The organism is Pararhizobium sp. O133 (assembly GCF_051669845.1).
Taxonomy (GTDB): Bacteria; Pseudomonadota; Alphaproteobacteria; order Rhizobiales; family Rhizobiaceae; genus Pararhizobium.
In genome coordinates this window covers 974324-987577 of the sequence record NZ_CP196426.1, presented here as the reverse complement: position 1 = coordinate 987577, position 13254 = coordinate 974324, and the positions used below count along the sequence as shown (strand labels likewise).

Below are 13254 nucleotides of genomic sequence, written 5' to 3'. Positions count from 1 at the left end.
GCAGCCGTAGGATCGGACTGCGTCTGCTTGCCACAACGGCGATCGTCGGACTGTCTTCTCTCGCACTGGGCTCCCTGCAGCCAGCCTTGGCGCAGGAAAAAACCACGCGCACCAGCCGGGCATTCAATATTCCCGCCCAATCGCTTGCCGGCGCTCTCAACGCCTTCGGCCGCCAGTCCGGCCTGCAGGTAACGCTGGCCGCCGACACCTCTCGCGGCGTCCGCTCGAACGCGGTCAACGGGACGCTCGATCCGCAGCAAGCACTGGCGCAGCTTCTGTCCGGCACCGGCATTTCCCACCAGATTTCGGGCGGCACGGCCGTGATCGGCTCGCCCTCTTCCTCTGGCGGTGACCCAGGCGCAGTTTCCGCTGAAGGCGCGACCGCACTCGACCCGATTTCCGTCTTTGGCGGCCGCGGCAATCTCGGCGCCGGCGAGATCCAGATTTCCTCGGAAGAGCTTGAGCAGAAGAACCCCGCGACCATCGCCGACGTATTTTCCGGCGAACCGGGCATTTCGGTCGGCAGTTCGCTGCCCATGTCGCAGAAGGTCTATGTCCACGGCATCGAGGAAACCAACCTCGCCGTGACTATCGACGGCAGCCGCCAGAACAACAAGGTTTTCCACCACAGCGGCACCAACCTGATCGATCCCGGTCTCCTGAAGGCTGTCGGCGTCGATGCTGGCGTTGCACCGGCCGATGCCGGCCCCGGCGCACTCGGCGGCGCCATCGCCTATGAGACCAAGGATGCACGCGACCTGCTGGACGGCAATGGTTTCGGTGGGTTCATCACATCGAGCTACAATTTCAACAGCGACACGGTGACGTCGGGCGTTTCAGCCTATGGCGTCCAGGACGGCATCGATTTCCTCGGCTATTTCAATTTCGGAAAAGGCAACGACTTCAAGGCCGGCAACGGCGACACGGTGGAAGGCACCAGCACCGATCTCTTGAGCGGTATCGGCAAGCTCGGTTTCGAGGCCGATAGTGGCGACCGATTCGAGATCAGCCATGAACGCGTCCATGACGATGCGCCACGGCCGTACCGCGCCAATACGGGATTTATCGACGGTCGCCCGCCATGGGAGCCGCGCGTCCGCGACTACAAGATGGACCGTCAAAACACCGTCTTCACCTACACCGACACGACACCGGAAGGCTGGTGGGATCCGAAGCTGGTGCTTGCCTATAGCAGGACCGAACTGGAAGTCCCGGTCTTCCTGCCACCGGCACTCGCCATCCCGCCCTATGATGCTGTAGGCACGACCGAAAGCTTCAACGGCAAGTTCGAGAACAAGTTCTCCTTCGACATCGGCAATATCGTCGCCGGCGTCGACTTCTACACTGACAAGGCGGAACTGGAGGATCTGTTTGATCCAGCGACCGAAAAGTCGCGCAATATCGGCGTCTATGCGCAGGCACGGATCGAACCCTGGGAGCGGACACACCTGTCCTTCGGTGCGCGCGGCGACAACCAGCATTTCACCGGCACCACCGGCGAGGAATGGACCAATTCCGGATTCAGCGGCAATATTTCCGGCGAATATGATCTGATCGAGGATCTGCTCATCGCCAAGGCCGGATATTCGCATGTCTGGGGCGGCATTCCGCTGGCCGAGAACTTCATCATGAACCCCAACTGGGATTATGGCGATGGCCCGAAGCCGGTGACATCGGATAACTACAATGTCGGCCTTGAGGCGAACTATAACGACTTCACGATCGAAGGCAGCGTCTTCCAGACCGACCTCGACGACGCCCGCTCGCCCAGATACGCGGCTTTGCGCGGCATCGAAGCGCATGACGTTCGCTCGCGCGGCTTCGAAATCGGCGGCGGGTACACTTGGGGTGACGGCTATTTCAAGGTGAAATACGCCAATATCGACGTCGAAATCGACGGAGCACCGGCCGATTCCGATCTCGGCACCTATCTTGCGGCGCCGGCCGGCGAAATCATCACGCTTCAGGCCGTCCACACGTTCACGGATTGGGGCGTCACGGTCGGCGCCGATGCCGAAATCGCCCTCGACTACGACAATGTCGCAGCCGGCAGTGAGCCTTTCGAAGGTTATCGGGTCTTCAACGCCTTCGTCGAATACAAGCCGCCGACCCACGACAACCTGACCTTCCGGGCCGATCTCAAGAACATCTTCGACGAGACCTATTCGGACCGCGCGACCTACGGCCAGGAATTCGGAACCGTTACCCCGCTCTACGAGCAGGGCCGCGCCTTCATCCTAACCGCGAAAGCGACGTTCTGACCGCCGCGATCCAAACCGGATACCGACACCTAAGAGCGGGGTAGACACACCCCGCTCCCTGCGACCCAAAGCCGGAAGACAGGAGTTCACGATGCAAGAAGCGACAACCCGTTTTGCCACGGAAAACGGCCAGAAATACCTGACCCAGCTCTGCAAGCATTTCGCCCACAAGGTCGATGTCACCCAGGACGACGACCATGGCGAACTCAGATTTTCGTGCGGGACGGGCTTTCTGCACGCCGACCCCGGCGGTCTCAACATTCGGGTACGCTCCCCCGACGAGGGCAATCTGGCGGACACCAAATCCGTGGTCGAGGACCACCTGCTGCGCTTCGCCTTCCGCGAAAACACCGGTCCGCTTCAGTGGCAAGCGCCCGGCTGACGATACAGACATCCATTCCCTTCGATTAAGAAATTCAATGCGTTGACGACAACGCCATTGCGCGGCTTTGCAAGTCGCGTGCCGAGGAACGACACGATGCAATCGTCTAGGCAAATCGCTGAGGCAGCGACCTTCCAGAGTTTCGCCAATTGCTACATGCGGGAAGTGAACGGCGGCGCGTTGGTGCTGCACCGGACACCATCTGGTCCAGTGGACTGCATGGAATGGTCGCTGCCGCGCCAACAGATCGTCCTGCGCGGTGAAATCACCTCTCCCTCCCTGTGCGGCCCGCATCATTTCGGCCGCGTCTGGTGCAGGGGCGCATCCGATGCCATCTGGCGGCCGCTCGAGCTGATGTCCGCGCTGCACAGCCTCGTCCACGAATCCTATCGCCAGGTCGAGGACGGCCATGCCGATCACCTGCGTGGCTTCGAGCTCGAACTGTTGATGCGGGTGTTGGAAAGCTACCAGCAGACCGCCCTGTTCATCGAAAAAGCCTTGCCCGTCATTGATGATCATTTCATCGAGGCGGAACAGTCGCTCGTGTTCGGCCACTGGCTTCATCCGACACCGAAGAGTCGGCAGGGCATGACATTCTGGCAGCAGGAAAGCTACGCCCCGGAACTGCGCGGCCAGTTCAAGCTGCACTATTTCGCGGCCAAGGCAGGCCATGTCCGGCATGCATCGGCCCGCTCCATCACCGCCCCCGATATCGTCCGCTCGCTGGTCGCGAACTCCGGCGAGACACTGGCCGTCGGACAGGACGAATATCTGCTGCCGATGCATCCGCTGCAGGCCGAAGCGTTGTTGCTGGATCCGGATATCCAGGCGCTGCAGCGGGAGGGCATCCTGCGCCATCTCGGCCCGGCCGGTGCGCCCTTCACCGCGACGTCCTCCGTGCGCACCGTCTATCACCCGCAGCAAGACTGGATGCTGAAGTTTTCGCTGCCGGTGCGCATCACCAATTCCGTCCGCCTCAACCGGCGGCAGGAACTGGAAGCCGGCGTCGCCATGGCCAGGCTGATCGACCGGATCGGCTTTGCGCGGCGATCGGAGAATTTCCGGATCATCCAGGACCCCGCCTATATCACGCTCGACATGCCCGGACGCAGCGAAAGCGGCTTCGAGGTCATCCTGCGCGACAACCCCTTTAGCGGCGACAAGGGCAAGGGTGTCATCACCGTCACCGCCCTGACCGCCGATCCGGTTGCGGGTGACATTTCCCGGCTCGAACGCCTCGTGCGCAACCTCGCCGCCCGCGATGGGGAGACGATATCCGAGACCGCGCTCATCTGGTTCCAACATTACCTCACCTGCGCGGTCGAGCCGCTGATTCGGCTCTACGACGATTACGGCGTCGCCCTGGAGGCGCACCAGCAGAACAGCCTGCTGGACATCTGCGCCGGCTACCCGACCGTCAGCTATTATCGCGACAACCAGGGCTTCTATCTCTCCGAGCGCTATCGCAGCCTGCTGTGCGGCCATGTTCCCGAAACAGAGACCATCGCGTCCCTTTATTTCCCAGAAGCCGAAATCCGTGACCGCTTTGCCTATTACCTGATCGTCAACCAGGTGTTTTCGATCGTCAGCCGCATGGGGCACGACGGCCTGTGCGACGAAGGCCAGTTGCTGCGGATGATGCGCGCCCATTTGGAGCAATGCGCGCTGACCATGACCGGCGCCGGTCGCGATTTCGCGCGCCATGTCCTCGATCAGCCGACCATCGCCTCGAAGGCCAACCTGACGACGCGGCTGTTCGATGTCGATGAACTGCAATCCGACCACGCGCCGACGCTTTATCGTCCAGTCGCCAACCCTCTGCGCATTCCGGCAGCCCTGACCGTTCCAAGGACAAGCCATGCCATTGCCTCTTGATATCAAAGGGCAGCCCGGCGAACGGGTGTTGCGCCAGCTTGTTGCCGCCCTTCTCTATGAAGGCGTGATCGACGCGCGCCGGAGCCTTCGGGATGGTGTGCCCGAGTTCCAGTGGTCGCTGGGTGGACGTTCCTACCGATGCACAGGCTCGATCGGCCCGTTCGGTCGCATCCGCGTATTGGCAGGCTCTGTCGAAGTGGAAAACGGTGATGGCACATGGGGCGATGTCCCGCTTGCCCAGTTTGTCTCCGCCCTGCCCGGCACGGGCATCTCCCGCGGCAAGCTGCTCGGTGAGATGAAGCAGACCATTGCATTTTCCGAATGGAACGATCGCCATATCCCACCCCGCGATCGTCGCTCCCTCTCCCTTGCCGCTCTCGAAGGAGCGCTGGACGAGGGGCATCCGTACCATCCCTGCTACAAGGCAAGGACCGGTTTCTCCGGTGCGGATCACGCTGCCTATGGTCCCGAGACGGGCAAACCCTTCCAGTTGATCTGGCTGCTGGTTGATCGCAAGCATCTTCGTAATGCCATGCCGGACGACGAGACCACCTTCTGGAAGGCCGAACTGAGCCGCGAAACCTGGGCAGACTTCGAGGCGATGCGGGCGGAACTCGAACTGCCGCCGGACACATTTGGACTGATGCCGCTGCATCCATGGCAGTGGCGCACTCTCTCCGAAACGCTGTTTGCCGGCTGGATCTCCGCCGGTGAAGCCCACTGCCTTGGCCCGGCCGGAGATCGCTATACGGCGACACAGTCGGTGCGCTCGCTGATGAACGTCGACCGGCCACTGGCAGCGAGCATCAAGCTGCCGTTGAACATGGTCAATACATCCTCGTTGCGCACGCTGGATCCGCATTCGGTCTGCACCGCCCCGGCCATCTCCCGCTGGATCGGCGATATCGTTGCGGGTGATCCACTTTTCAGCGATCGCTTTCCGCTGACCATCCTTGAGGAATATGCCGGTATCATCGCCGATGCCGATGGTCCGCTTGCTGGCCAGGTCGGTGCGATCTGGCGCGAAAACGCCGAGGCCACGCTGCTGCCGGGTGAAGCGGTCATTCCCTTCAACGCGCTGATGATGGTGGAAGCAGACGGCAAGCCGTTCGCCGATCATTGGATCGCCCGTTTCGGCCTGATGCCGTGGATTAACCGGCTGATCGAAATCTCCGTCCTGCCCGTCTGGCACCTGCTCGTTCATCACGGCATCGCGGTTGAAGCCCACGGCCAGAACATGCTGCTCGTTCATCGCGACGGCTGGCCAGTGCGGCTCATCCTGCGCGATTTCCACGACAGCATGGAATTCTCTCCGGCTTTCCTGCGCGAACCGGACAAGGCGCCGGACTTCCTGTCGCTGAACCCGGTCTATGCCGAAGCGACACCGGACCAGTATTACTGGACGGACAATCTGGATTCGTTGCGCGAACTGGTGATGGACACGCTGTTCGTCTATAATCTGACCGAGATTTCCCACCTGCTCGACCATTGCTACGACCTGCCGGAAACACTGTTCTGGCAGCGAGTCGACAGCGTGCTCGCCGTCTATGCGCAGGAGCACGATGCGGCCGGGCGGCAGGCGCAACTGGGCCATGACCAGCCGCAAATCCTCACCGAATCCCTGATGACGCGGAAGCTGTTCGCGCAGAAGCCGGAGTACCACCACACGGTGCCCAATGCTCTTGCCGCGACCCAGCTGCAACGAAGGAGAAAGCCATGATCCGGATCGACGACAGGCTTTACGATCATGCCTATTTCGAACAGGCTTCGGCCCGCCTTGCCGAACAGGCGGGGCTCTCGGCTCGCGATGGTGGACGCTACGCCGTCTGCTTTGCCGAGACGATCGACTGGCTGGAGTTGTTCTTCGCCATCCGCAAGGCCGGCGCGAGCGTTCTGCCGATCCATCCCGGCACACCCTATCCAGCCGCACGCAAGCTGGCGATCGGCGCCGGCTGCGACCGGCTGTTCTACAATAGCCTGGCGGCGGAAGTGCTCGACGCACCGGCTACCTCCTTGCCGAAGGGCCAATTGCTGCAGATGAGCTCCGGCACGACGGGAGCACCCAAATGCGTGGCGCGCAGCTGGGAGGAGATCGACGCGGAAATCGAGAGCTATGTCACGACCTTCCGTGAACCCGACGACATGACCCCGGTCGTTGCCTGCCCGGCGACGCATTCCTACGGCCTGATCTGCGGTATTCTCGTGGCATTGAAGCGGCGTCAGGTGCCGGTGATCGTCAACACCGCCAATCCGAAATATCTGCTGAAAGTGCTGCGCGAAACCGAGCGACCACTGCTCTATTCATCGCCGGCGATCCTGCACACGCTGGCGCGGCTGATGCCGGAAGGCGAGCGGATCCACGCAACCATGACATCCGGCACGCTACTGCCGGACGCTTGGTTCTCGCTGATCCGCGCCCGCAGCCAACACATGTTCCAACAGTACGGTTGCTCGGAATCGGGCTGCATCGCCATCAATCCCGACGTGACCGCGACCGGAGACATGGGCTTCGTGCTGCCGCATCTGCGCCCAGAGACGGGAACGAGCGCCGATGATGCCGGCGAGGTCGTGGTGACCAATGCCGATGGCATCGCCATTCACACCCGCGATCTCGGCTATATCCGCGAGGATGGCATGCTGGTGTTCATCTCCCGCATGGACGACATGATCAATGTCTCCGGCCTCAACGTCTACCCTAAGGATGTCGAGGACGCCGTGATGGCCATGCCCGCCGTCACCGACGCCGTCGCCTTCCGCAAGAGCGACCGGTTCGCCGGCGAGCGCGTGGCGTTGCTCTTCAGCGCCGGTGAACCAGTGGCTCCGCAAGCCGTGCGCGAATGGTGCAGCCGTCACCTCGCCAGCCATCAATTGCCGATGGAAATTCTCCAGATCGGCGCCGTCCCGCGCCAGGCCAACGGCAAGATCAGCCGCCGCGACGTCGCCGCGCGCCACGCCGCCGGCGAATTTACCGTGCCGGCCGCCGGAGCAGCATCATGACCGGGAATGAAATCCTGACCGCCATCCACACGGTTCTGAGCGAACAGATGACGCATGCTCATATGGAAGGCTTCGGTCTTGAGGCACGCCTCAACGAGGACCTTTACCTCGACTCGGTGCTGATCCTGCAGATATTCCTCAATCTTGAGTTGGAATACGGGCTGTCCGTTCCGGAGGAGGCCATTGCCAAGCAGGATATCGAAACCGTCGCCGATCTGGTCTCGCTTTACGAGCCGAAGACGGCCACGGTCGTCACCCCGTCCTTCCCGATGACAGGCGGCACAACCGACGAGGGCGTGCATGGAGAGGCCTATTACGACATCAAGGTCCATTGCTTCGTCAGTTGCGTCTGCGACGGCCTGAAGAGGCGCGGCCTCGACCACCGGCCGTTCTACTTCGGCGTCTGGGATGCGAAATTCGCCGTCAGCGATCGCTTCGAGCTTCTCTATCACACACCGGAGATCAGCCAGGAATTTCTGCGCGAATGGTTCCAGCGCCTCTACGGCGTCGCGGTGCGCGAATGGTACGATCCGGAAAAGACCAGGATCGAGAACCTCGCCGTTCTGCTCGACCTGGTCAGCAGCCGCAGCGAGACCGGCTCCGTCATGGTGATGCTGGATATGTTCCACCTGCCGGAGCGCGAGAACAAGTTCAACCAGAATCCCTTTCCGCACTACCTGATGCTGCAGGAAACCGGCGATCCCCAGACATGGTTCGTGCATGACCCAGATTACCGCTGGGAAGGCGTGATTGCGCGCGAAAAGGTCATCCACGCCATCATGCAGCCGACCGTCGGCGGCGGTTACGTTTTCGACAGTGCCGAGGCGCGAGCGCCCTATCCGGAGGATCTGCGGGCCTTTTTCGAAGCCTGCTTCTTGAAGGACAGCAATCCGCTCGTCGATGCCGTCCGTGCCATCGTCACGGCGCATCTGGACGGGACGGGCGGCGTGACACTTTCCGAACTGACGGCGGCCGTGCGCGAACTGCCGGTCATCACCATCCGCAAATATGCCTATGAGCATGGCTTCGCCTTCTTCTGGCGGGCCTTGAAGCTGCCGGCGGCGGAGTTCGAGACATGGTGCGAGGAGATCGAAGCCCTCGTCCAGTCGCTGAAGACGCTGCACTACACCTGCATGAAACTGTCCCAGACCGGCGATCACACGCTGGCCACTCCAGTGTTCGAACGCCTCAATGAGGCCGACCGGCTGGAGACGAAGCTGAAATCGAAGCTGGCAGAGATTTTCGTCCTCTGGTGCGCGCAGAACATTCCCGCGCACGTCGAGACCCGTTTGTTGAAGAGGGCCGCACGATGAGAGTTTCGCTCTGCACGATCACTTTCCGCCACCATCTGATTTCGCTCGGTGAAATCGCCGCCTGGGCGCAGTCCAATGATTTCCAGGGCATCGAACTCTGGGGTGCGCATGCCCGTAACCTGGCACAGCAACCGGATCGCAATGCCGAATGGCTGGACAATTACGGCCTGTCCGTGCCGATAATCAGCGACTACCTGCCGATCGACGCAGATGCCGAGACCCTGCGGCGCAAGACAGTCGACCTGTGCCGCCTGGCGCGCCGCTGGCGGTCACGGAAGATCCGGACCTTTGCCGGAAATCGCGGCAGCCTGGCCACCTCGACCGAAGACAGACAGCGGATCGTCGAACGGCTGCGTGACATCTGCACGATCACCGCGAGCTACGGCATTCACCTGCTGGTGGAAACCCATCCACAGACGCTGGCGGACACGGCCGGCTCGACTATGCGCCTGATCGCCGAAGTCGATCACCCCTTCCTCGCCATCAATTTCGACACGCTGCATGTCTGGGAAGGTGGCGACGATCCGATTGCCGTTCATCGGGAGATGAAGCCACACATTCGTCATTACCACCTGAAGAATATTCTGGACCGATCCGATCTTTCCGTCTTCGAACCGACCAATGTCTACGCCGCCGCTGGACGCCGCACCGGCATGACGCCGCTGTTCGAGGGAGCTGTCGACTACACCGCCTTCCTTTCCGAGATCTCCGGCGATCCGCAGATCGATGCCTCGCTGGAATGGTTCGGCAACGATTGCCTCGACATTCTCCGGCGCGACCGTCGGCAGGTCCGGCAGGTGATCGAAGGGCGTGAACCGGTCCGCCGGACCGTCAATTTCTAGGAAGACAAAGATGCTGACCAAGACCATCACGACTCTCGTCGCGATTTTGACGCTGGCATTCGCCGGCACCGCCAATGCCGCCGAAATCGAAACCGCGAAGGGGCTCGTCACGATCAACGCAACGCCGGCCAAGGTTGCGGTGTTCGACATCGCCGCCATCGACACGCTCGACAGCCTCGGCATAGAGATGGCCGGTCTGCCGTCCAATCTTTACCTGCCGGAACTGGCGCGTCTGAAGGATGGCTCCGCCGTCGTCGGCGATATTTTCGAGCCCAATCTCGAGGCCCTGAGCGAGCTGCAGCCGGACCTCATCATTCTCGGCGGCCGCTCCTCCCCGCAGGTCGAGGCCACATCTCAAGTGGCACCGACGATCGATATGACGATGGATGGCGACGACCTTTTCCAGCAGGCCAAGACCCGGCTGGCAAGCTACGGCGCACTGTTCGGCAAACAGACTGAAGCCGAAGCGGCTGCCAAGGCGCTCGATGCGACCGTGGAAAAAGCGAAGGCCGCCACCGCCGGCAAGGGCAAGGCCCTGATCATCATGACCAACGGCCCGAAAGTCACCGCATACGGCCCAGGCTCGCGCTTCGGCTGGGTACACGCGACGCTCGACCTGCCGCCGGCCGTTCCCGATGTCGAGGCCGCCACCCATGGTGAAGCCATCTCGTTCGAATTCATCGCCAAGGCCAATCCCGACTGGCTGCTGGTCGTGGATCGCGCCGCCGCGATCGGTTCGGAAGACCAGAACGCCAGGGCGACGCTGGACAACGAACTGGTGGCGGGCACGACCGCCTGGAAAAAGGGCCAGGTCATTTACCTTCCGGCCGGTGACTTCTATATCGCCGCCGGTGGCGTCCAGGCCATGAGCCGGGTATTCACGACGATTGCCGAAGCATATTCCAAGGCCCAATGACCGAGATACGCGTCCCTGGAAAACCGAAAACGAAACTGGCCGCCTGCGCGGCCTTTGTCGTGCTTGTGGTTCTCAGCATCTTCATCGGTGCAAGCGACTTTTCGCCGTGGACAATCGTCGATGAGCCCGCATCACTGCAGCTTTTGCTCGCCAGCCGACTACCAAGGACGATGGCGGCGATCCTGACCGGTGCCGCCCTTTCGATTGCCGGCCTCATCATGCAAGCGCTGGTGCGAAACCGCTTCGTCGAACCGTCGACATCGGGAACAGCACAAAGTGCGGCGCTCGGCATCCTGATCATGACCCTTCTTTTTCCCGGGGCAGCACTGGTCGTGAAAACGTTGTTTGCCAGCGTGCTGGCTTTGATCGGCACCTCGATCTTCCTGATGACCGCGCATCGTCTTCCGCCGACCCAGCCCTATCTCGTGCCGCTGTTCGGCCTCGTCTACGGTGGCGTCATCGGCGCGGTTGTCACCTTCATCGGTTGGCAGACGGAACTCTTGCAGTTCATCGATATCTGGACCAATGGCGAGTTTTCCGGCGTCGTGCGCGGACGCTACGAACTGCTCTGGGGTACCGCGCTGATGGTGGCGCTTGCATGGTGGGTCGCCGACCGGTTGACGGTGCTCTCGCTCGGGCGCGATGCCAGCATCGGGCTTGGCCTGAATTACCAGCGAACGCTCCAGCTCGGGCTTGTCATCGTCTCGGTGATCTCTGCCCTGACGGTGGTGATCGTCGGCATCATCCCCTTTGTCGGCCTCGTCGTCCCCAATCTGGTTTCACGCATACTGGGCGACAATCTGCGCGGAACCATCCCCTGGGTCGCGCTGAGCGGCGCGACGCTGGTGCTCGGCTGCGACGTGCTCGGCAGGCTGCTGCGCTATCCCTATGAAATCCCCGTCGCGACCGTCATGGGCGTCGTCGGTGCGATCCTGTTCCTGCGGCTGATGTTCCTGCGTGCCACACATGCCTGACCGCCGCCTCATCATCCTTGCCGTTATCGCGCTCGCCTCGATCCTCGCCTTCATGACGCTTGGCCTGCGCGGCAACATGGCTTTTGTCCTGCAATTGCGGGGCCTGAAGCTCCTGGCCCTGCTCCAGGTCGCCGTCTCCATCGCCATATCCACCGTGCTCTTCCAGACGGTGACGGCGAACCGCATCCTGACGCCATCGATCATGGGGCTCGACGCGCTCTATCTGTTCGGCCAGACCGCCCTGGTCTTCGCCCTCGGCGGCCTCGGCTATGCCAGCCTCGATGGCGGCCTGAAATTCGGCGCGGAAGTGCTTCTGATGATCGCGCTCGCGATGGGCCTGCTCTGGCCGCTGCTCAGGACGCGGATGGACATGAGCCTGATGCTGCTGATGGGCGTGACGCTCGGGCTGCTCTTTCGCAGCCTTTCGGCCCTGCTCTCGCGGCTGCTCGACCCCAACGCCTTCGCGGTCGTCCAGACCGCGAGCTTTGCCAATTTCAACACGCTGCGCGCCGATCTCACCATCATCGGCACGATCGTGACACTCGGCGCGGCTGTTCTCTGTTGGCGCGCCCGCCACCTGCTCGACATTATCGGGCTTGGCCGCGAAACCGCGATCGGGCTCGGCGTCCATTGGACCAAGGCCGCCACCCGCCTTCTCCTGCTTGTCTCCGTACTTGTAGCCGTCTCGACCGCACTGGTCGGGCCGGTTGCCTTTTTCGGACTGCTGGTCGCAGCCCTTGCGGAACGGCTGATGCAGACCCAGCGGCATGCGCTGCTGCTGCCGGCCGCATCCTTCATCGCCATCATCGTGCTCGTCGGCGGCCAGACAATCCTGCAGCACGGACTGGGCGGCGCATCGACACTCGGCGTCGTCATCGAATTCGCCGGCGGCCTGCTCTTCCTCGCATTGCTCATTCTCGGGAGCCGCAGATGATCCGAATCGAAAATGTATCGCTGTCCTATCGCGATGTCCCGATCCTGCGCGACATCACGCTTTCGCTTGAAAAGGGCGGCATCATCGCGCTGGTCGGGCCGAATGGGGCCGGGAAATCCACCCTGTTCTCGCTGATTGCCCGGTTGCAGCCGCTGCAGAGCGGGCGGATCACGGTCGATGACCTGCCGGTCGACACCACGCCCAGCCGGCAACTGGCCAAGCGCCTCGCCATCCTGCGACAGGACGGGGCGGTGGCAAGCCGCCTGACGGTGCGCGAACTCGTCGGCTTCGGCCGTTTCCCCCATCATCAGGGCCGCCCGGGCGCCGACGATCTGGCGCTTGTCGAGGCAGCTCTACAACAGTTCGATCTTCAGACGCTCTCGGGCCGCTTCGTCGATACGCTGTCCGGCGGACAAAGACAGCGCGCCATGGTCGCCATGACCTTCTGCCAGGGAACGGACTATCTGCTGCTCGACGAACCGCTCAACAATCTCGATATGTTCCATGCCCGGCAATTGATGCGTTCGCTGCGGACGATCGCCGACGAGCGGCAGCGCACCGCGATCGTCGTCCTGCACGATATCAATCAGGCCGCCGCCTACGCCGACCGCATCGTTGCCATGCGCGATGGCCGGGTCGTCGCCGACGGAGCGCCGGAAACCGTACTGACCGAGGACAATCTCGAGGCTATTTTCGGCTACCGGATGCAGATCGCGCGGATGGGCGGAAAACCGTTCGTGCTGCATCATCTTTGACAGGG

The 13254-nt window shown here is 62.1% G+C and carries 11 protein-coding genes; all 11 read left to right on the top strand.

What is annotated here, in order from left to right:
• Nucleotides 1-86 precede the first annotated feature (86 nt).
• The 11 genes from ACST81_RS04545 to ACST81_RS04495 all read left to right on the top strand — a co-directional run bounded on the left by ACST81_RS04545 (nt 87) and on the right by ACST81_RS04495 (nt 13249).
• Entirely contained in the window at nt 87-2261 is a 2175-nt protein-coding gene (locus tag ACST81_RS04545) for a TonB-dependent receptor domain-containing protein (RefSeq protein WP_438751656.1), read from the top strand.
• A gap of 91 nt (nt 2262-2352) precedes the next feature.
• On the top strand, nt 2353-2643 hold the full coding sequence (locus ACST81_RS04540) for a DUF2218 domain-containing protein (RefSeq protein ID WP_438751655.1): 291 nt from the start codon (nt 2353-2355) through the stop codon (nt 2641-2643).
• Nucleotides 2644-2739: 96 nt separating this feature from the next.
• Nucleotides 2740-4518, top strand: a complete 1779-nt coding sequence (locus tag ACST81_RS04535; RefSeq protein WP_438751654.1) for an IucA/IucC family protein — start codon at nt 2740-2742, stop codon at nt 4516-4518.
• Nucleotides 4502-6238 carry an IucA/IucC family protein gene (locus ACST81_RS04530; RefSeq protein WP_438751653.1) on the top strand — a complete coding sequence of 579 codons (1737 nt, stop codon included), beginning with the start codon at nt 4502-4504 and terminating at the stop codon, nt 6236-6238. The genes ACST81_RS04535 and ACST81_RS04530 overlap by 17 nt, the downstream gene beginning before the upstream one ends.
• Nucleotides 6235-7515 carry an AMP-binding protein gene (locus tag ACST81_RS04525; RefSeq protein WP_438751651.1) on the top strand — a complete coding sequence of 427 codons (1281 nt, stop codon included), beginning with the start codon at nt 6235-6237 and terminating at the stop codon, nt 7513-7515. Before ACST81_RS04530 ends, ACST81_RS04525 begins: the two co-directional genes overlap by 4 nt.
• Complete coding sequence (locus ACST81_RS04520; protein WP_438751650.1) at nt 7512-8828, top strand: DUF6005 family protein; 1317 nt, start codon at nt 7512-7514, stop codon at nt 8826-8828. The genes ACST81_RS04525 and ACST81_RS04520 overlap by 4 nt, the downstream gene beginning before the upstream one ends.
• Nucleotides 8825-9670 (top strand): sugar phosphate isomerase/epimerase family protein, encoded by an 846-nt coding sequence (locus ACST81_RS04515; protein WP_438751649.1) that lies wholly within the window; start codon nt 8825-8827, stop codon nt 9668-9670. The genes ACST81_RS04520 and ACST81_RS04515 overlap by 4 nt, the downstream gene beginning before the upstream one ends.
• A 10-nt stretch (nt 9671-9680) precedes the next feature.
• Nucleotides 9681-10586 (top strand): siderophore ABC transporter substrate-binding protein, encoded by a 906-nt coding sequence (locus ACST81_RS04510; RefSeq protein WP_438751647.1) that lies wholly within the window; start codon nt 9681-9683, stop codon nt 10584-10586.
• Nucleotides 10583-11560, top strand: a complete 978-nt coding sequence (locus ACST81_RS04505; protein ID WP_438751646.1) for an ABC transporter permease — start codon at nt 10583-10585, stop codon at nt 11558-11560. Before ACST81_RS04510 ends, ACST81_RS04505 begins: the two co-directional genes overlap by 4 nt.
• Nucleotides 11553-12494, top strand: a complete 942-nt coding sequence (locus ACST81_RS04500; protein ID WP_438751645.1) for an iron chelate uptake ABC transporter family permease subunit — start codon at nt 11553-11555, stop codon at nt 12492-12494. Before ACST81_RS04505 ends, ACST81_RS04500 begins: the two co-directional genes overlap by 8 nt.
• The gene (locus ACST81_RS04495; RefSeq protein ID WP_438751644.1) at nt 12491-13249 is read left to right on the top strand and encodes an iron ABC transporter ATP-binding protein; all 759 of its coding nucleotides are present in this window, start codon (nt 12491-12493) and stop codon (nt 13247-13249) included. Before ACST81_RS04500 ends, ACST81_RS04495 begins: the two co-directional genes overlap by 4 nt.
• The last annotated feature ends 5 nt before the right edge of the window (nt 13250-13254 follow it).